Origin of the sequence: Nostoc sp. 'Peltigera membranacea cyanobiont' 213, from assembly GCF_002245975.1 — a bacterium.
Taxonomy (GTDB): Bacteria; Cyanobacteriota; Cyanobacteriia; order Cyanobacteriales; family Nostocaceae; genus Nostoc.
Window position 1 is genome coordinate 17,604 of record NZ_NOLI01000074.1, and the last position, 20,428, is coordinate 38,031.

Genomic DNA, 20,428 nt, shown 5'->3' on the forward strand with positions numbered 1-20,428 from the left:
AAACTTTTAGTCAACGAAATAGGAAATGTCAGTGAACAACACAACTCAGTCTCAAGCTTACGATGTCGTCATTATGGGTGCTGGGATCGCTGGAGTATGTCAAGCTCGTCACTTGCTGCTGAATATTCCCAACATCAAAATCGCCTTAATCGATCCACGTCCTGAAGAACGGACTGAAAAAGATTTAAAAATTGGTGAGTCAACTGTCGAAGTTTCTACTCTCTTTTTCGGCAAAGAATTAGGTCTTTATGATTACTTAATTGAGAATCATCCACCAAAATTTGGACTAAACTATCATTGGCCCAAAGACCCAAAAAATACCCAGACCATTGATGACTACTATCATGTCTGGTCTATTAAACAACCCCCGCTAGCTTCCGTTCTCATGAACCGCGCCAAGTTCGAGCGGGATGTCTTGAAAATGAATAAAGAGATGGGAGTTGACTTTTACAATGGTCGTGTAGTCAACGTTGATTTAGGCTCTGGTGATATCCCAAACAATGTTAAGGTTAAAGTAGGTAATGACTACCTAGAACTTACAACCAAGCATCTTATTGATGCAGCAGGACGTAAATTTATCATTGGTCAGAAAACAGACAATCTCCTCTTTGGCCCTGAGAAACTCGCTGGTCTTAATAATGGTTCTGCATGGGTACGGGTTAAAAATGTCGATCGCACCATTTTTCACAGTGGTTACGATCCTACAGGTGCTACATGTAGCCATTACTATGCCACTAATCACATGATGGGTCATGGCCATTGGATCTGGGTCATTCCTACAGATACTCAGACTATGGAATTGTCAGTAGGGGTATCTCATCATCATGAAGTTATTCCAGCGCAGAGCGTTAACACCAAAGAAAAGTTTTATGCTTTTTTAGAATCAAATCACAACATTCTTTACCAACTAGTCAAGAGTGGAGAAGATATTGACTTTCATTACTTACCAAGGGTGGCACACAAGAGTAAAACTCTGTTTTCTCCAGACAATTGGTATGTAATTGGTGATGCAGCTGCCATCTTCGATCCTTTCTATTCCTTAGGAATGGTAATGATGACATTTCAAATGGAAAGTGTCACAGAAATTATCCGAGCAAAATTAGCAGGTGAACCGGATGCAGAGAAGAAGCGGGCTGTGTATAATGCATACAATCTTGGGTATGTAGAATCTTGCAATCATCTTCTCCACGACCACGCCAAACAACTTGGTCATGCTAGTATCATGAGCTGGCGCGTCTATCTAGAAAATATGTGGTGGTTCGGGATGATTGTGCCTTTGTATGTTGGCAAATGGCATTTAGATTTGAAATTTCTCCGCAGATTTAGCCAACAAAGTCGTCAAGTGATCAGAACACTGATGTCTCATGTGTATGAACAATTCAATGAACTCATAGAAAAAGATGCTAATATTGGCATGATGTATGTTCACCGAGGGCAGCAATTACCTTTCGGTTACTACATGACCCAAGAATTTGATAGCTATTTGCAAAACACAAAATACGAAGCTCAAAGATGCAATGTTTTTGCATACATGAAAAACATTTACTTCTTTGTTGCTCTTTGGTATCTCAAATTCCTGTGGAAAGGTTTTGGACTAAAAGGTGTGTTGTCACCAAGGAATCTAAAACATGTTTTTGCTTTACTCAATGCATCTGCTCAATCTAGCTGGGACGATCTAATTTACCGACGCAAGACCAAAGGTATGGCAGCTAATAGTGAAATTGCTAGGGTGACAGAAGAGTTCAAGAGTTATAGACATCAACCTGAATTGGAGCCTTGGATCAAGAGTAAGAGTGCTGAATCTCAAAAATTGCAAGAGCAAGAGCTAGTCACATCTGAGTTATAGCAATCCTATCTAGTAGGCCTTAATTTTCCCAGCACTAAAGTGCTTACTACAAACTGTTCATTTCTAGCTTAGAGATTGTATTTAAAAGTAGCTGCAAAACGTCTACTTTTAAACATTCTCCAAAAGAGTCACCTGCTTCTGCTCATAAAGAAGTCCAGAGAAGACACAAAGGAAAGAAGTAACTCAAAATTCCTGAAGTTTTCGACGAAATTTTTCAAATTCATCAAATTTTCTAGTTAGCGAAAAGGAAAATGCAATGAACAACACTCAGTGCCAAACCTATGATTATGATGTAGTAATTATGGGTGCTGGATTGGCGGGAGTATGTCAAGCTCGCCACCTACTACTTAATGTTCCTAATATCAAAATTGCTTTGGTCGATCCTCGTCCTGAAGAACGGACAGAAAAGGATTTGAAAGTGGGTGAGTCAGCGGTTGAAATCTCTACCCTGATGATCTGCAAGGAGTTGGGTCTTTATGACTACATGGTTGAGCATCATCCGCCAAAATTTGGTTTAAACTTTCATTGGCCTAAACATCCAGAAAGTACAGAAAACATTAATGACTATCATCATCTCTGGGCTATTCGGCAACCACCATTGGCTTCTGTTCTGATTCACCGCCCCAAATTTGAGCGGGATGTGCTGAGGATGAATCAGCAGATGGGTGCTGTCTTTTATCAAGGTCGTGTTGTTGATGTTGACCTAACGTCTGGGGATGGCCTGAACGTGGTGAAAGTCAAACTCGATCGGGAGTATATCGAACTTAAAGCCAAACATGTTATTGATGCGGCAGGACGCAAGTTTATCATCGGTCGCAAGACAGATAATGTGTTATTTGGCCCTGAAAACGTCCGTGGTGTTAACAATGGTTCAGCATGGATGCGCGTTAAAAATGTCGATCGCACTATCTTTCACAGTGGTTACGATCCTTTAGTTTCAACTTGTAGCCACTACTATGCTACTAATCACTGGATGGGACACGGACATTGGGTTTGGATGATTCCTACAGATACGCAAAATATGGAGTTGTCAATCGGATTAGTCCACCATCACGACTATATTCAGGCCCAGACTGTCAACACTAAAGAAAAGTTTTATGCTTTTCTAGAAGCAAACCATAACATCATGTATCGACTGCTCAAGAGCGGAGAGGAAATTGATTTCCATTACTGGCCCAAGCTAGCGCACAAGAGCAAGACCATACTCTCAAAAGATAACTGGTATGTAATTGGTGATGCAGCAGCTATCTTCGATCCCTTCTACTCGATGGGAATGACGATGATGTCCTTTGAAATAGACACCATTACAGAAGTGATTCGTGCCAAGTTAGCAGGTGAGCCAGATGCAGAGAAGAAGCGGGCGGTTTACAACGGCTTTAATTTAGGGATGATCGATCGCAACAATCTTCTTGTCAGCCATCATCCTAAGCATCTTGGTAATGCTAGCATCATGAGTCATCGCATGTTCATCGAAAACATGTGGTGGTTTGGGATGATGATTCCTTTGTATGTCGGTAAGTGGCATTTAGATTTGAAATTCCTGGCAAAAATTAAGCAACCAGGTCGTGTATATATTACCGAAATATTAACTGCTGTCTATCAACAGTTAACAGAGTTGGCAGAGAAGAACGCCAACATCGGGTTTATGTACACCCATCGAGCAGATGAATTGCCTTTTAATTACATAATGAGCCGGGATTTTGACGAATACATCCACCTCACCAAATACGAACCCCAACGAACTAATGTTTTTGTATCAATGCAATATACTCACTTTTTTGTTGCTATTTGGTACCTTAAGTTCCTGTGGAAGGGTTTTGGATTAAAAGGTTTATTAGCACCACAAAATCTTAAGCACATTTTTGCTTTGCTAAAAGCATCTGCTCTAGCTGGTTGGGATAATTGGATTTTCAAATTGAAAACCAAAGGTGTGCCAGACAACAGTATCACTGCAAAAGCTAGAGAAGATTTCAAGAGTTACCAACACCAACCCGACTTGCAGCCCTGGATTAGTTTGGCTAATGAAAAGACGTTACCAAATGGGACTCATGAATTCTCAAGCTTAAAGGACAAAAATACACTCAAGGTTCCAGAATTAGTAACGTTGCCAGCAGAAATCAAGTCTTAATTTTAGCTGGAGAATAACAACAAATATGAAAATGGCAGTTGAGTTTTAAGAGGTTGTTTTAAAAGTCCTTTTATCGGTATCAAAACGTTCTAGATCCCTCTAAATCCCCCTTAAAAAGGGGGACTTTGATTCCAGTTCCCCCCTTTTTAAGGGCTAGGGGGGATCAATAAGTGCCTAAAATCACAGCCAACCACTTTTAAAACATCCTCTAAGACTTATACATTTAACTACTGCCATTCTTTCTTTCAATTACTGCATAACTACTGTTTAACACCTAAAAAGCCATGCTAACTCAAGTAGATTATAATGAAATTGAATATCAGCAACAGTTTTTTCAGACTGGTAAAACCAAAAATCTTGATTTTCGGATTCAACAACTGAAAATTCTTCAACAGGCAATTGAGAATAATAAAGATAATATTGTTCAAGCTTTAAAAGCTGATTTGCATAAATCAGGCTTTGAAGCTTATTTTGAAATAATTGGAGTTTTAGAAGAAATTAAATATGCTCTCAACAATATTAGAGCATGGACAAAACCACAGAAAGCTGCTACTCCCTTTTATCAGTTTCTTTCTTCTGCCCAAGTTCGTTCTGAACCTCTTGGTGTGATTCTGATTATTGGCCCTTGGAATTACCCATTTAATTTAATTTTTGCGCCATTGGTGGGTGCGATCGCTGCTGGGAATTGTGCGATCTTAAAACCATCAGAAATAGCTCCTTATACTTCTGAAGTCATAGAAAAAATAGTTCGCGAAAATTTCGATCCATCTTTTATTGAAGTGATTGAAGGCGGTATTGAAACCAGTCAAGAACTATTGTCACAAAATTTTGATCGGATCTTTTTTACTGGTGGCACTGAAGTTGGTAAACTTGTAATGGCAGCCGCCGCTAAAAATCTAACTCCAGTTACCCTTGAGCTAGGTGGAAAAAGTCCTTGTATTGTTGATGAAAATATTCATCTTGAACATACAGCTAAAAGAATTGTTTGGGGTAAATTCTTTAATGCAGGTCAAACTTGTACTGCACCTGATTATCTGTTAGTAAATCGCAAAATTAAACAAGATTTATTGACTAACATTAAAAAACAAATACAAATTTTTTACGGCGACGAACCTTCAGTAAGTAAAAGCTATGCTAGAGTCATAAATCAAAAACATTTCCGCCGTCTTTTGCAATTATTAGAAAGTGGTAATATTTTAGTGGGAGGAGAAACCAATTTAGAGAATCTTTATATTGCTCCTACTATTATCGATCGAGTCTCTTGGCAAGACAAGATCATGCAAGAGGAAATTTTTGGGCCGATTCTTCCTGTTCTAGAATATACAGATTTATCAGAAGCGATCGCTCTTGTAAATCGACAACAAAAACCCCTTGCTTTATACTTCTTTTCTAGTAATAAAAAAAATCAAGAGCGGATTTTGCAAGAAACTGTCTCTGGTGGAGTCTGCATTAACGATACCGTTATGCATTTGACTGTTCCTTCTTTACCTTTTGGTGGAGTTGGTGCTAGTGGAATGGGTCGTTATCATGGTAAGGCTGGCTTTGATAACTTTTCTTATCAAAGAGGCATATTAAATAAATCTTTTCTGATTGATTTGAAATGGAGATATCCTCCTTATCCAGAGAAAAAGAAACACTAAGGACTTCTAAATAAAAAATATACCATCGCTATAGAGGCAGGGGGCAGGGGGCAGGGAGCAGGGGAAAGAAAATCGTTTTGATTCGGTGAAATTGGATAATTTATTTCTTGGAAGTTCCTAAGTAATAATATTCTCAACCAAGTTATTGTGAATTTCTAATCTAGTAATCAAGTAGTCTTGACTATGATCGTCGCAAAAGAAATTAGTCCCTATCTTACAGGTAACTTTTCTCCAATACAAACAGAAATCACAGCCAATGACCTGCCGATAATTGGAGAATTACCAACTGATTTATCAGGAATATTTGTCCGCAATGGCCCTAATCCTCAGTTTTCTCCCAAAGGTGATTACAAGTGGATTGATGGAGATGGGATGTTGCATGGGGTGGAGATTAATAATGGTAAAGCCACTTACCGCAACCGCTATGTCCAGACACGGGGATTTAAACTGGAACAGAAAGTAGGTCGAGCCGTCTGGACAAGTCTGATGGAATCGCCACAACTTCACAACCCTCCCAATAATCTTTTCAGTCCGTTCAAGAATACTGCTAACACTGGCATAGTGTGGCACGCAGGCCAACTATTGGCACTTTGGGAAGGAGCCGAACCATACGAAATTACGATACCTGACTTGACAACAATCGGGCCATTCACTTATGGAAATCAACTTAATTCTCCCTTCACCGCTCACCCCAAAGTTGATTTTGTAACTGGGGAAATGATGTTTTTTGGATATTCTCTACTAGAGCCACCTTATTTAAAGTACAGCGTGGTTTCATCTGAAGGAGAGTTACTAAGAACAGTTCCGATTGATTTGCCTACAGGGGTGATGATGCATGACTTTGCCATCACTGCAAATTACACAATATTCATGGATTTGCCCCTGACATTTAGCTTAGAAAGGCTACAACGCAGAGAACCAGCTTATATGTTTGAACCAAATCTGCCCAGCCGTTTTGGTATTATTTCCCGTCATAGCGATGGCAGAAATATCCGCTGGTTTGAAGTTTCTACCTGTTATGTTTTACATATTCTCAATGCCTATGAAACAGAAGATGAAGTCGTCATCATTGCTTGTCGCACAGATGATGCTCAACTGCTGAACATACCGACAAAAACAAACTTACGTCACAATCAGATTAATAAACCGCAGTTATATGGCTGGCGATTCAATCTCCGCACAGGTGCAGTCCAAGAAGGAATAATTGATGATTTAGCTTCAGAATTTCCTAGTTTAAATCAGCAATTTGTCGGAAGACGGAATCGATACGGCTATACAGCCAGAATGGTGCAGGAACTGCTACCTGTATTTACTTTAGATGCACTCATTAAGTATGACTTTGCCAATGGTTATTCTCAAGTCCATGAGTGGGGGACTGGTCGCTATGGAGGAGAGGCAATATTTGTCCCCCGTTCCAACGCGACTCAAGAGGATGATGGTTGGTTGTTAACTTTCGTTTACGACACACCTACAAAAACCTCAGAGCTAGTAGTGGTAAATGCCCAAGATATCACAGATAAACCTGTAGCCCGCATTCTTCTACCCCAGCGAGTTCCTTACGGTTTTCACGGAACTTGGATTCCAGAAAAATCAATGCATCCAGCTTTTTAAATCAGGAGAAAGATGATGATTCAAGACGCTTGGCAATCAAGTTTGAATAAAGCAACACTACCAACAGATTTGATAGCTACTTGGGCTGAACGCGATGTGCAAGAAAGTGATGGTGGTATACAGAAACGATTAGAACAAGTTGGTCGTTCATTAATGAAAGGATACCATACAGCTATTACTGATGAATTAGAAGCGATCGCCCCCAAGTTAAATGAAATCGATGAGGAGTTGCGGGGATTTGCTTACGAAGGTGTCGGTATGGGACTAGCACAACGCGATTTTCTGACACCCACTAGCCAAAATCGGATAGCCACATTTGTTGCAGGTGATGGTGCAGCTTATGCAAACATGGTTTATGTGGGTTTGGGTTTGATGTTAGCTAGAGTTGGGCGACCTATCGAACCGCATTTGCAAAGACTTGATAACGCTAAGGGTTGGTTATTAGTCGATGGCTACGGCTACTATCAAGGTATGTTCTACTGGCGAGACTCACTCAATCATCAGGTAATCTCGCAACCCATTTCTGGTTATACCCGCAGTGTCTTTGACCAAGGTTTAGGTCGTAGTATTTGGTTTGTCGATGGTGGCGATGTCAATCGCATCGCACGCACGATTAATGCCTTTTCACTCGATAGGCGAGAAGACTTGTGGGGTGGTGTAGGTTATGCCTGTGCTTACGCTGGTGGTGCAAAACGTGCAACCATAGAAGCCTTAGGAAATACAGCAGGTGCTTATCGCTTGCATTTAGCGCAGGGTACTGCTTACGCTGCTAAGTCCCGTCAATGTCTTGGCAACCAGTCAGTCTATACAGAATTGGCTTGTCAGGTGTTGTGGGGAGTGAGTGCTGATGCAGTAGCTGACAGTTTAGCCACTAATGGCGAAACTCCAGAATCTCGCTTATGGCAGCATTACCGGGCCCGGATACCTCATCCAGTTAGAGCAACCTTAGCAGCTTAGTATTTATTGCTTCACAAGGATAATTTAGATAATGCAAATTAAAGCAAATGAGGCCAACACCTTAATGGCTGATACTTGGGGCCAACGAGGAATTCAAAACAGCGATGCTGGAGTGCAAGAACGGTTAAGCAAGATTGGTAGTACAGTTTTACAAGGATATCATGTAGCGATCGCTAGTGAAGATTTAGGAGCGATCGCTCTTAAAATGAATGAAATCGATGCAGAGTTGCGAGGATTTGCTTACGAAGGCGTAGGCATGGGTCTAGCGCAACGCGACTTACTCACACCCAGCAACGAAAATCGCATGGCAACTTTTGTTGCAGGTGATGGTGCAGTTTATCATAACTGGGTTTATGTGGGTTTGGGTTTGATGTTGGCTCGTGCTGGACTGCCTATCAAGCCGCATTTAGAAAAACTCAACTTTGCTAGAAATTGGTTAGCAGTCGATGGCTATGGCTACTATCAAGGTATGTTCCATTGGCAAGACTCACTTGATAATCAAGTCATCTCGGAACAAATTTCTGGTTATGCTCGCAGTGTTTTTGACCAAGGTTTGGGTCGCAGTATTTGGTTTATCGGTGGTGGCGATGTCAATCACATCGCACGTACCATTGATACCTTCGCACCAAATAGACGGGAAGACTTATGGGGTGGTGTAGGTTACGCCTGTGCTTACGCTGGTGGTGCAGAACGTGCAACCATAGAAGCCCTAACAAATACAGCAGGTGTTTACCGATTTCAATTAACCCAAGGAACAGCTTATGCTGCCAAGTCCCGCCAATCTCTTGGTAATCACTCAGTTTACACAGAATTAGCTTGTCAGGTGTTGTGGGGAATGGGTGCTGATGCTGTAGTTGAGAGTTTAGCGGCCAATGGCGAAGCACTAGAATCTCAGACTTGGCAACATTACCGAGCGCGAGTTTTTCATCCAGTTAGAACGACCCTAGCAGTTTAGTACAAAATTATACACGTTGATAAAGTTTTCAGAAATGCTCTCCCAAGAAACTATTGCTCAACAAGGACAATCAAGATGATACAACAAGCTTGGCAAATCAGCGCCGAACAAGCTAGGGCACAGATGAAAGCTAATTTGGCGGGACGTAAGGTAATGGTGAGAGATCCGAAAGTGCCACAGCGATTTGGACATACTGCTGAAGGTATGTGGCAAGGATACCATGCAGCGATCGCTGATGAAGAACCAGAGGCGATCGCCGCCAAGCTAAATGCAATTGACTCCGAGTTGCTAGGATTTGCCTTAGAAGGTGTAGGTATAGGTCTTGCTGAACTAGATGCACTCAAACCCCAGAAGCAGAATCGAGTCCAGGCTTTTCTCGAAGGAACCACAGCAGCTTATCAGACTATGGTTTATCTGGGAGTAGGTTTGGGACTAGTTCGGTATAAACTCCCTATTGAGCCATATTTAAATCAACAGCACCCCGGAGGATGTTGGCCAGTAGTTGATGGTTATGGTTTCAATCATGGTATTTATTACTGGCAAGACTACATAGACGGTCAAGCTATTCCTGTGCAACTTTCTGGTTATCTGGGCCGCGTCTTTGACCAAGGTCTAGGTCGCAGCATTTGGTTAGTAGATTGTGCTGATGTTAACCGAATTGCGACGACTATAGACGCTTTTTCCGCCACAAGACAGGCAGACCTTTGGGGAGGTATTGGTTACGTTTGCGCTTCGGTTGGTGGTGCAGAACGCTCAACTATAGAAGCTTTAGGAAAAGTAGCTGGCGATCGTGTGTCTGAGTTGGCTAAAGGAGCTACTTGCGCCGCCAAATTCCGTAAATTGCTTGGCAACCAAGCTGGCTACACGGGATTAGTGAGTGAAATATTGTGCAGCATGGCAGCTGAAGCAGGAATTGAGATTAAAGACACTCCTCTAAAAAGCTTACCAAACAATAGTGCAGAACCAGACCAACAAATCTGGCAACACTACCGAGAATATCTGCTTGTATAAATAAAAGTTACAAGCATTAAATTTAAAAGTTTTTTTAAAGGGCAATACAAATATCTTGTATATTTGCCACAAAATTGCTATTAAAAGTGCCTCTAAATTCACACTATTAATCTGACATTTTTGGCAAATTTACCTAATCTTAAGCTCTCCTTAATTTCGCAAGAAATAAACCCAAAATATACCTAATGTTAAATCTTTCTTAATTTACAAAAAAATCAAAGCATTGTATGATTCTAAACAAGCCAGCAGACCACTCCCGAAATTGTTTAAAAACCGCAGATATTAATTATTAGGTGGTTTGAAAAGAGCATTAAAGGCTCTACAAAGATTTAGGTGACATACATCTATAACATTCCCAATGAATGGATCAAATTGAATAATTTCAAGCCTGAAACTCTTTGGTAGAAGAAACTCGCTCCAACAGCATCGGACTACGCTGGTCATTAATATTCCACAAACAAAGAAATAAAAAATATGGCGAAACCTAAAACAGTAATCCCACAACTACTAGATGAAACTTCCATATCTACAAACCCTTACACTGGCAAAGTAACATCTAACGGCACAATTTTCATCGCTACTCCCAATCCAATTTATGCACCAACTGGTGAGGCTTTTATTGGCACTCCAGGTAATGACAAAATCAACACAGAAGCATTAACTAGCAATAATGTTTTATTCGGTCTTGGTGGCAATGACCGTCTATTAAGTGGTATTGGGAATGATGTTTTAGTCGCTGGTGCTGGAAATGACTTTGTAAACGCAGGTGATGGAAATGACCTAATTTTTGGTGACTTTAATTCTAATGGAGACCTCGACTTTGGTCAGGAAGGAAATGACACCCTAAATGGCGGTGGTGGGGATGATGTTTTCTTGGGTGGCGCTGGCAATGATATCTTGAATGGTGGAACCGGAGATGATAACATCGCTGGTCAAGATGGCAATGATGCCATCAATGGCAATGCTGGTGACGATCTATTTACTGGTGGTTTAGGTAACGACACTATTCGTGGTGGCGCTGGAGATGACCGAGGTCTTGCTGGTCCAGGCGATGACCTCTTCTATGGTGGTGACGGTAACGACCGACTCGGCGGTGATACTGGCGACGACACACTCTACGGTGGTGCTGGAAACGACCTACTGATTGGCAATGTTGGCAACGACTTAGTATCAGGTGGTAACGGCAACGATTGGATAGTAGGCTCTAACCCCTATCCCCCAGAATTAGGATTAGGACTACCCGAAATTGATACCTTAACGGGCGGTAGCGGCAGCGATATCTTCTTCCTGGGAGAATTCACCATAGGTCAAAACACCAAAGTATTTTACGACAAATTAGGTAATCAAGATTACGCTTTGATTACTGATTTTAATGTCAAAAAGGACTTTATTCAGTTACCAGAAAGTCTCCAAACCATAATAGGATTGGGGCCAACAGCTGCTGGTCTGCCCAAAGGAACAGCTATCTATGCTAACAGAAATGGTGTGAACGATCTGATTGCCATAGTTGCTGGTGTGACACCTCAACAATTAGGATCTAGTGGTCGCTTCATCTTTGGTAATCCAACCCCCAACTCCACACCAGGGACAGGAGTTTTCACAGGCTCTGATGCTTCCGAAGGTTTCATCGGTACTCCGGGCAATGACACAATTTTTACCTTGGGCGGCAATAACACCACATTTGCCCTTGATGGGGATGACCGCCTCTTTGGTGGTGCCGGTAATGACGATTTTATCTCCGGGGCTGGAAACGACTTCGTTGATGCAGGTGCTGGTAACGACCTAATTTTTGGCGACTTTGACCTCAATGGCGACCTCGACTTTGGTGTAGAGGGAAATGATACTCTCTTGGGTGGTGCTGGCAATGATGTTTTCTTTGCTGGCGGTGGTAATGATTCCATTAATGGTGGAATCGGTAATGATGACATTGCTGCTCAAGATGGTAATGACACCATTAATGGTGGCGAAGGCAATGATAACATCCTTGGTGGTTCAGGCACAGATTTGATCTATGGTGATGCTGGCAACGATAAAGTCTTTGCTGGTTCAGGCAACGATATCCTCTATGGAGGTGATGGAGCTGACCGACTTGGCGGTGATACCGGCGACGACAAAATCTTTGGTGAGTCTGGGAATGATATTCTCATCGGCAATCTTGGCAGTGACACTCTCTCTGGTGGCGACGGTAATGACCGATTATTTGGCTCTAACCCCTTCCCTCCAGAACTGGGACTAGGCAAACCTGAGATTGATATTTTAACTGGTGGTAGCGGTAGCGATATCTTTTTCCTTGGTGAATTCACCGTAGGTAAAGATAGTGCAGTCTACTACGACAAACTAGGTAATCAAGACTACGCCCTGATTACTGACTTCAATCTCAAGGAGGATTTTATTCAACTACCTGAAGATATCCAAATTACTATTGGACTAGGCCCAGTTCCTGCTGATTTGACAGGTGTACCGCAAGGAGCCGGAATCTATTCTAACAATGACCTAATTGCTGTAGTTGCTGGTGTTGGGCCTCAACAGTTAGCAGCTAGTGGTCACTTCCTGTTTGTCTAGATAATGCAGATTTAGATTCTAGATTGTGTTCTTAATATAAGGAGGGGTGGTAAAGCAGTAAACCACCCTTGCTTATCACTTGTTTTAATGACCAATCGCAAATATTTGTGAAATCAAAGATTGTGAGCGAGTGACGAAACCCTTGTTAGTTCCGAGCAGACATGGGTTGAGTACACATTTGGCTCTCCCTCCTTGTGCTTTCTTTGGTTAACTTGTGTGTATTTATTTGGGCAAAAGCCGCTCGTGTAGGAGATTGATTATGTCCCGGCTCATAAAACGCCGTCATTTTCTTCAGGCAAGTATTGCAGCTACCACCAGCATAGGTATATCTGCCATTCGTGGTTCTGCTTTTAATAGTGAAGAATATGTTGAGGCGATTGTTATTGGGAGCGGTTTTGGTGGAGCAGTCGCATCATTACGCCTGGGTCAGGCAAAAATTGAAACAATCGTACTAGAGCGTGGGCGAAGATGGCCAATCACTGATGCAGGCAATACTTTCGCTACATTTGAGAAACCAGATGGCCGTACTACTTGGCTTAGTCCGACTACAGTTTTAAGAGGATTTGACCCAGTTTCTATTGATGTTTATACTGGCGTGCTTGATGCCAAGGTAGGCAATGGTATTACTGCTTATCGAGGAGCAGGCGTTGGAGGTAGTTCCCTTGTCTATAGTGCTGTTACCTATCAGCCAGATCGAGAAATATTCTATAAAGCCTTTCCACGTAGTATCAACTACGAAGAATTAGATAAGGTTTATTACCCACGGGTGCGTTCTATTCTTAACCCAGCTTCTATACCAGACGACATTTTACAAACTGATTACTATTTAGCAAGTCGCATTTTCATAGAGCAGGGAGCTAAGGCTGGTCTAAAAGTCCGCAAGCACAGCATGGCAGTTAATTGGGATATCGTTCGTCAGGAAATTACAGGTCAGAAAGTTCCTTCTGCTATTAATGGTGTATTAATTTATGGGGCAAACAGTGGTGCAAAAAATAGCTTAGACAAAAATTACTTGAAGATGGCAGAAGCCACTGGTCACGTCGAAATTCGACCTTTGCATGTGGTAACTAGGATAGAGGAATTAAATAACGGACGTTTCCAAATTGTTTGTAATCAAATCAATGAGCAAGGTATGATAGTTGGACAAAAATCTTTGATTTGTCGCTATCTATTTTTAGCAGCTGGTTCGATTGGAACTACTGAACTGTTACTACGTGCCAAGGTTAATGGCACATTACGCCGCTTGAATAAGTATGTAGGACAATTTTGGGGAACTAACGGTGATGCACTCAGTGCTGTCATCAACAAATATCCAACTAATCCTTCACAAGGCGGCCCAGCAACATCAGTAATTGAACATTTCGATAATCCTATTGCTCCGGTGATTATCGAGCAAACTCCTCTTCCTAATTTACAGAATGGTGTCATTGCTTCCCTTGGTCAGGCAATTGCTAAACCGGAGGGCTATTTCACTTACAATGCTTCTACCCAGTCGGCTGATTTGTTTTGGCCCACCAACTCAGCTAACAACCAAAAAAATTCTCAGGCTTTGCAATATACATATAAATTGCTCGACAGAGCCAATGATACAACTATTGCAGGTAAACCCGACTCTGGTCTTACAACTCACCCCCTTGGTGGTGCAGTTATGGAGAAAGTCTGCAATACCTATGGTCAGGTATATGGTTATCCTAATTTATTTGTTGTTGATGGTTCGATGATTCCAGGTTCAGCAGGCGCTAATCCTTCGTTAACTATTGCAGCTTTAGCAGAACGATGCATGGATAAATTCTTGTTGCATAGGATTAGGTAGTACTGAGATTTATTCCAAGAGGAGACTTATTGCAAAAATCATTTTTTTGCGATCTTATTTGCGCGAAGTAAGAAGATTGCAAGAGACTTCATGAGATGCGATCGCAAGAAACAATGACCATAATCTCGGAAAATTTTTGCGTTTTTTCAGCCTCTATTTTCAAGACAGGTCTACTGATTATTAGAAAATTATCAGTTGCCATCATTTGATGGAAAGATGCAAAAAAAAGTCTCAACACTTCTCTGGCTAGGAAAAATATGTCTGAGAAAACTCTGACCAACGCTGTTGAAGATATATCTCAACATCAGGCTCTGACACAGCAGATCAACGTCGTTCAGGTAGATTTAGAAGAATTACCAGATATTGCTCAAGAGAAGTTATCATTCGATATTTTTTCGAGTGCGATCGCTATCAGCAACCTAATTCTTCAATCGGGCAAATTATTCTTCACAAATACTGCTCAAGAATTAAAAATAAATTGGCTATTCATCCGACGCGATATTACAATGTCAATTGTGCCTGGATTGTTATTTACTATAACTGCTTTAGTAAATTATCCTCCCAACTCTTTGGCTAATGTTATATCGATATTAGCTGGTAGTTTAATCTATTTTTGGTTATGTATTACGTCATTTTGTATATCCAATCAAATCACCGATATCGAAGAAGACAAAATCAACAAGCCAGACCGTCCATTAGTCCAAGGCATCATTTCTGATGGCGGCGCTCAGATTCGCGGGTATATATTTATGATGCTATTTACAGCAGTAGCTTGGTGCTTAGGAGTAATTGAATGGGCAATTTTATGGCAGTTCAGTTTTATTGCTCATAACAACCTGGGTGGTGCAAAACATTGGATGACCAAAAATGTTTTCAGCGGATTTGGAATCATGTCTGAGATGGGAGCAGCTTGGCAAATAGTAGCACCAATTTCTCCTATTGTTTGGTTATGGCTGGTGATATTATGTAGTGCCTGTATAATTCTGATATCTGTTCAAGATTTTCGTGATATTCCAGGCGATAAAGCAATTGGGAGGAATACATTTCCACTAGTATTTGGAGAGGATTTAAGTCGGATTTTAGTAAGTATTTGCTTTTTGGCGTACCCACTTTTAATCCATTTATGTTTGATGATGCCAGCAGGCAATACTTTGGTAGTTATGCTGTGGGATATTGCACTTTTCTTGTTGAGCTTTATTATTGCTGTACGATTATTAGTTTTGCGTTCTTATGCCGCCGACCATAAAACTTACTTACTCTTTACTGCTTGGTACTGCCTATTATTGACTAGTTCGATTTTCATTCTACGCGTGTAAATAGTTCAATCTATCCGTTTGGAGAATTATCCGATGGAATTAAAACTCGGCATTGCTACCGCTGGTTTTACCCTATCTATTGCTGTTATGGGTGTTAAACCTGCACAAGCTTTCGATTTTACTTATACAAACACAACAATAGGTCAACCTACATGGACTCGTCCCTTTGTCGCCAATGAAGTAAACATTCCTACTCTACCTTCAGGTATAGGTACAGTTGCTAGTTATAGTACATTCGAGTTCAAAGTTGACACTAAAGGTTTGTATAATTTTCTGAGTATTGCTACAAACCCAACAGAATGGGACAACTACTTATTTTTGTACACAGACAGCTTTAACCCAAACAACCCACTGCTAAATGCTGTCATTGGTAATGACGACTTTCCCAAAAGAGGCCGTTCTGGTTTCAATAATGTATCTTTGACTACAGATAAAAACTACTTCTTAGTAACAACAGGGTATTTTGATGCAAGTCAAGGAGTATTCGAGAATACAATCTCTGGATCTGGCAAAGTAGTCAAAACTGTTCCTGAACCACCTATTATTTTAGGTTCTGCGATCGCTATGGTTATGGGTTGGTTAATAAAGCGCTTTTCAAAAGCCTGCCAATCGGCATAATTATAAATTTTGCTCAATGCACGACAAATTAAGAGTTTTTGGTAGTATTCTGGATGTGCCTTGACCAGTAAGCACAGGACGATAGCCAATAATTGGTGTTCCCGAAAAAAATTTGCGATTTCTGTCGAAATGTCCATAAATTAAACGTCATATAATTGAGCGCGGAAAATACCAAACTCGAAATCAACTCACAACAGAGGAACTAACATGCAATACGCAATCCTAGTCTACGAAAGCGAAACCAATTTCAATAATCGTACAGATGAACAGGAGAAAGATGCTTATTGGGGCGCTTTCAGTTCCTATGCAAAGGCTCTAGCTGAAGCTGGTGCGATCGCAGGCGGTGCTGCGCTTTATCAGCCTCATGCTGGCACAACAGTGCGATTGCGCGATGGTCAACGGCATGTCCAAGACGGCCCTTACGCCGACACCAAAGAGCAACTTGGCGGTTTCTTCCTCATAGATGTACCAGATTTGGATGCAGCTCTGGATTGGGCGGCTCGTTGTCCGGGAGCCGCTGACGGTGCAATTGAAGTTAGACCTTTCTTGCCAATGACTCAAGGCTAATGACTACTGTGAATGCACGTCAAGCCGCAGAACTCGCAGCACGTAACTCATACGGGCAATTAGTTGCATATCTGGCAGTTCGCACACATGATGTGGCTGCTGCGGAAGATGTGCTTGGCGATGCATTCCTGGCTGCGTTGAAAGCTTGGCCAGAAAAAGGTGTCCCTGATAATCCAGAAGCATGGCTGCTGCTGACTGCACGGCGTCGCCTGATCGATGATGCCCGACACGCTAAGGTGAAAGCCTCAGCAGCCTATGCACTCAAGCTAATAGCTGATGATGTGCAACAGGAGACATCTTTAGAAGTTTTGTTCCCAGACGATCGCGTAAAGCTTCTATTTATCTGTGCCCACCCAGCGATTGATGCAGGTATCCGTACCCCCTTAATGCTGCAAACAGTGCTTGGGCTAAATGCTGCTCAAATTGCCTCAGCTTTTCTGATCGCCCCAGTAACAATGAGCCAACGGCTCGTCCGTGCCAAAGCTAAGATTCGAGATGCTGGTATTGCCTTCGAGTTGCCAGAAGCCAAAGATTTGGCGATGCGGTTGGATGCTGTGCTAGAGGCAATCTATGCTGCCTATAGTAATGGCTGGGAAAACGTCACTGGTGTCGATCCACGGCGCAAGGGTTTAACAGAAGAAGCAATCTGGTTGGCACGTCTGTGTGTACAACTCTTACCAGAAGAACCTGAGGCACGGGGGCTATTAGCGCTGATGTTACATTGTGAAGCGCGGCGTGATGCCCGTCGGACGAAAAACGGTGCTTATATTCCGCTTTTAGAGCAAGACGTTACACTTTGGTCGCAGCCAATGTTAAACGAGGCGGAGCGCGAACTTGCCGAAGCAGCAAAATTTAAGCAGCTCGGAAAGTTTCAGTTGGAAGCTGCTATTCAATCGACACACGCTCAACGGAGAGTGACTGAGCGCACAGATTGGCAGACTTTAGCACTTTTATATGAAGGGTTGATTCAGTTTTCGCCAACACTGGGTGCTTTAGTTGGACATGCCGCAGCGATCGCAGAAGCCAAAGGGTTGGAACAAGGTCTGGCGCTCCTCGAAGCACTCCCTGCCGAATCTGTCAAAAGTTATCAGCCATATTGGGCGCTCAAAGCTCACCTGCTTAAGCATTTGGGTCAGAATTCACAAGCTAAACAGGCTTACAGCCGTGCCATCGGTCTAGTAGAAGATTCAGCTATCCGCGAGTTTCTTGTTCGTCAATCTAGCGTTATCAGCTAATACAAATTTAAGTCGCGATCGCTCTCACAAAAAGACTTGTATCATCAAACTGTAAAAAACAGGATAAGTCAGAAATAAAACAGATTCCATAGCTCAATTTGAGAGCAAAATTGTATATTTCATAGAATTTTATTTGGCTGTATTTATTCTTGTATTTTTTATCTAAATAGGTACGACTTAAATACAATTAATATTTTTATATATAAGGATTTAACTCAATGTTAATAAACACTAAAAATGATATATATCATGCTTTTCACAAGCAATATAAAGAAATTATTCCCTCTGCTTTTGGCATCATAATTCTGTTAATTGTATGGTATTTAATCAGCTTAAATCCTGAAACATCACTGCCTTCCCCTTTTAAGGTTATAACTGATACCTGGGACTTAATTATCGATCCCTTTTTTAACAAGGGAGGTAATAACAAAGGATTGTTTTGGTTGGTTCTTGACAGCCTTGGACGAGTAATTTTTGGCTACTCCCTAGCTGCAATAGTAGGTATTCTTGTCGGTTTTATTATTAGCTTGAATAAATTTACTAGACTTGCATTCGACCCAATTATCCAACTGTTGCGCCCGGTTGCACCTCTGGCTTGGCTACCTCTTGCTCAGGCTATTTTCCTCAAACCCGATCCCTCAGCCATCTTTGTAATCTTTATCACGGCAATTTGGCCAATCATCCTTAATACTGCTTTGGGTGTGCAATTGATTCCTAGAGATTACACCAACGTTTCTAAGATTTTAGAATTCACAATTTTTGAGAACTTTTTTAAAATCTTACTGCCTGCTACACTTCCCTATATTTTTACAGGATTAAGGATTGCGCTCGGTCTATCTTGGTTAGCTGTTGTTGCATCTGAGATGTTACTTTCTTACGATGGAATTGGCTTTTTTATCGTCAATGCATACAACAACTCAGATATTAGTGAAATCATCTTGGCAATTATTTACTTGGGTGGAGTTGGTCTAATTCTAGACAAAATGATGGCTTATCTATCCTTCAAATTAACTCCACAAGAATAGCCTACTTACAGAAAAAACTTATAAGATATAAGAGGAATATAATAAATATGTCTAGTTTTGTTGAAATTAAAGCGATAAAAAAAGAATTTAAACTATCGGATGGTAGTAAAAATATTGTCCTCCAAGATATTAACCTGAAAATCATGCCGGGAGATTTTGTTTCCCTCATCGGTCATTCTGGTTGTGGTAAGTCTACCTTACTTAATATTGTGGCTGGCTTGGAGAAAGCAACACAAGGCTATGTGCAAGTTGACGGTCAATTAGTACGCAAACCTGGTTCCGATCGGATGATGGTGTTTCAGAACTATTCCCTCTTACCTTGGTTAACTGCTTGGGACAATGTTGCCTTAGCTGTTGATAAGGTAATGCGTCATAAATCCAAGAAAGAACGCTATCAGCTAATTGCTGATTCCCTGGAAATGGTGGGGCTGAAAGATGCCATTCGCAAAAAACCAACACAACTTTCTGGCGGAATGAAGCAACGAGTGGCGCTAGCACGAGCCTTAGCGATTAAGCCCAAGCTGCTACTTTTAGATGAACCATTTGGAGCTTTGGATGCTCTGACTCGTAGTTCTCTGCAAACTGAGTTGATGCATATTTGTAATACAAACGATATCACTGCCATGATGGTTACTCATGATGTAGATGAAGCACTATTGCTCTCTAATCGCGTGGTAATGTTGAAAAATGGCCCTGGTGCAACCATCGATCAAGTTTTGGAAGTGCCTTTTGTATATCCTCGATTCCCGACGGAGATTATGGATAGTACTAAATATCATGCACTCCGGCATGAGATGATGCAATTTCTGCACAGACAGCAGCAGGTTAAATATATAGAAAGCCAAGTTTTAAGCGTTTTGCCTAAATCAGTTTAGACTCTATCACACAAACTTAGCTAGTACAATATTTAAGCTAGTAATGAAAAGTTTGTAGTAAGCACTTTAGTGCTTAGAAAATTAAGGACTAAAGCTCTTAATTTTCTCCTAGTAGAATTCGTAATTACCACCATGATGGCATTTTCAATTGCATAGTTAAATTTGCTAGAAAAACATGGGGATACTGTTATAGCGTTTCCTAATCACATGAGGGACATCATAGCCCCCTCCTCGCTTGCGGGGAGGGGGTTGGGGGTGGGGTTCAGTAC

15 protein-coding genes are annotated in these 20,428 nt (G+C 41.5%); all 15 read left to right on the plus strand.

The genetic code is table 11. The features are described from left to right. Positions 1-25 precede the first annotated feature (25 nt). The 15 genes from CDG77_RS19780 to CDG77_RS19850 all read left to right on the plus strand — a co-directional run bounded on the left by CDG77_RS19780 (position 26) and on the right by CDG77_RS19850 (position 20,159). Complete coding sequence (locus CDG77_RS19780; RefSeq protein WP_094331042.1) at positions 26-1,846, plus strand: NAD(P)/FAD-dependent oxidoreductase; 1,821 nt, start codon at positions 26-28, stop codon at positions 1,844-1,846. A gap of 256 nt (positions 1,847-2,102) precedes the next feature. Next, positions 2,103-3,974, plus strand: coding sequence for an NAD(P)/FAD-dependent oxidoreductase (locus CDG77_RS19785; protein ID WP_143857059.1), 1,872 nt, complete (start codon positions 2,103-2,105; stop codon positions 3,972-3,974). Between the two features lie 284 nt (positions 3,975-4,258). Then, on the plus strand, positions 4,259-5,614 hold the full coding sequence (locus tag CDG77_RS19790) for an aldehyde dehydrogenase (protein ID WP_094331043.1): 1,356 nt from the start codon (positions 4,259-4,261) through the stop codon (positions 5,612-5,614). A gap of 186 nt (positions 5,615-5,800) precedes the next feature. Beyond that, on the plus strand, positions 5,801-7,225 hold the full coding sequence (locus CDG77_RS19795; RefSeq protein WP_094331054.1) for a carotenoid oxygenase family protein: 1,425 nt from the start codon (positions 5,801-5,803) through the stop codon (positions 7,223-7,225). Positions 7,226-7,237: 12 nt separating this feature from the next. Continuing rightward, positions 7,238-8,182: a DUF1702 family protein gene (locus CDG77_RS19800; protein WP_223269889.1), complete on the plus strand. Its 945-nt coding sequence runs from the start codon at positions 7,238-7,240 to the stop codon at positions 8,180-8,182. Between the two features lie 31 nt (positions 8,183-8,213). Beyond that, the gene (locus CDG77_RS19805) at positions 8,214-9,137 is read left to right on the plus strand and encodes a DUF1702 family protein (RefSeq protein ID WP_094331045.1); all 924 of its coding nucleotides are present in this window, start codon (positions 8,214-8,216) and stop codon (positions 9,135-9,137) included. Positions 9,138-9,212: 75 nt separating this feature from the next. Further along, on the plus strand, positions 9,213-10,148 hold the full coding sequence (locus CDG77_RS19810) for a DUF1702 family protein (protein ID WP_094331046.1): 936 nt from the start codon (positions 9,213-9,215) through the stop codon (positions 10,146-10,148). Positions 10,149-10,622: 474 nt separating this feature from the next. Continuing rightward, positions 10,623-12,710: a calcium-binding protein gene (locus CDG77_RS19815; protein ID WP_094331047.1), complete on the plus strand. Its 2,088-nt coding sequence runs from the start codon at positions 10,623-10,625 to the stop codon at positions 12,708-12,710. A 259-nt stretch (positions 12,711-12,969) separates the two neighbouring features. Beyond that, positions 12,970-14,523, plus strand: coding sequence for a GMC oxidoreductase (locus CDG77_RS19820; RefSeq protein ID WP_094331048.1), 1,554 nt, complete (start codon positions 12,970-12,972; stop codon positions 14,521-14,523). Positions 14,524-14,780: 257 nt separating this feature from the next. Beyond that, positions 14,781-15,839 carry a UbiA family prenyltransferase gene (locus tag CDG77_RS19825; protein ID WP_094331049.1) on the plus strand — a complete coding sequence of 353 codons (1,059 nt, stop codon included), beginning with the start codon at positions 14,781-14,783 and terminating at the stop codon, positions 15,837-15,839. 33 nt (positions 15,840-15,872) lie between these two features. After that, the gene (locus tag CDG77_RS19830; protein ID WP_094331050.1) at positions 15,873-16,457 is read left to right on the plus strand and encodes a hypothetical protein; all 585 of its coding nucleotides are present in this window, start codon (positions 15,873-15,875) and stop codon (positions 16,455-16,457) included. A 207-nt stretch (positions 16,458-16,664) separates the two neighbouring features. Further along, positions 16,665-17,024, plus strand: a complete 360-nt coding sequence (locus tag CDG77_RS19835; protein ID WP_094331051.1) for a YciI family protein — start codon at positions 16,665-16,667, stop codon at positions 17,022-17,024. Further along, a complete protein-coding gene (locus tag CDG77_RS19840) occupies positions 17,024-18,259 on the plus strand; it encodes an RNA polymerase sigma factor (RefSeq protein WP_219852046.1) in 1,236 nt (411 codons plus the stop codon). The genes CDG77_RS19835 and CDG77_RS19840 overlap by 1 nt, the downstream gene beginning before the upstream one ends. A 218-nt stretch (positions 18,260-18,477) precedes the next feature. Continuing rightward, positions 18,478-19,284: a nitrate ABC transporter permease gene (ntrB, locus tag CDG77_RS19845; RefSeq protein ID WP_094331052.1), complete on the plus strand. Its 807-nt coding sequence runs from the start codon at positions 18,478-18,480 to the stop codon at positions 19,282-19,284. Between the two features lie 47 nt (positions 19,285-19,331). Then, on the plus strand, positions 19,332-20,159 hold the full coding sequence (locus tag CDG77_RS19850) for an ABC transporter ATP-binding protein (RefSeq protein ID WP_094331053.1): 828 nt from the start codon (positions 19,332-19,334) through the stop codon (positions 20,157-20,159). Positions 20,160-20,428: the final 269 nt, after the last annotated feature.

Coding starts and splice junctions, on each gene's coding strand:
- CDG77_RS19780 (WP_094331042.1), top strand. CDS start 26: ATGTCAGTGAACAACACAACTCAGTCTCAAGCTTACGATGTCGTCATT.
- CDG77_RS19785 (WP_143857059.1), top strand. CDS start 2,103: ATGAACAACACTCAGTGCCAAACCTATGATTATGATGTAGTAATTATG.
- CDG77_RS19790 (WP_094331043.1), top strand. CDS start 4,259: ATGCTAACTCAAGTAGATTATAATGAAATTGAATATCAGCAACAGTTT.
- CDG77_RS19800 (WP_223269889.1), top strand. CDS start 7,238: ATGATGATTCAAGACGCTTGGCAATCAAGTTTGAATAAAGCAACACTA.
- CDG77_RS19805 (WP_094331045.1), top strand. CDS start 8,214: ATGCAAATTAAAGCAAATGAGGCCAACACCTTAATGGCTGATACTTGG.
- CDG77_RS19810 (WP_094331046.1), top strand. CDS start 9,213: ATGATACAACAAGCTTGGCAAATCAGCGCCGAACAAGCTAGGGCACAG.
- CDG77_RS19815 (WP_094331047.1), top strand. CDS start 10,623: ATGGCGAAACCTAAAACAGTAATCCCACAACTACTAGATGAAACTTCC.
- CDG77_RS19820 (WP_094331048.1), top strand. CDS start 12,970: ATGTCCCGGCTCATAAAACGCCGTCATTTTCTTCAGGCAAGTATTGCA.
- CDG77_RS19825 (WP_094331049.1), top strand. CDS start 14,781: ATGTCTGAGAAAACTCTGACCAACGCTGTTGAAGATATATCTCAACAT.
- CDG77_RS19830 (WP_094331050.1), top strand. CDS start 15,873: ATGGAATTAAAACTCGGCATTGCTACCGCTGGTTTTACCCTATCTATT.
- CDG77_RS19835 (WP_094331051.1), top strand. CDS start 16,665: ATGCAATACGCAATCCTAGTCTACGAAAGCGAAACCAATTTCAATAAT.
- CDG77_RS19840 (WP_219852046.1), top strand. CDS start 17,024: ATGACTACTGTGAATGCACGTCAAGCCGCAGAACTCGCAGCACGTAAC.
- ntrB (WP_094331052.1), top strand. CDS start 18,478: ATGTTAATAAACACTAAAAATGATATATATCATGCTTTTCACAAGCAA.
- CDG77_RS19850 (WP_094331053.1), top strand. CDS start 19,332: ATGTCTAGTTTTGTTGAAATTAAAGCGATAAAAAAAGAATTTAAACTA.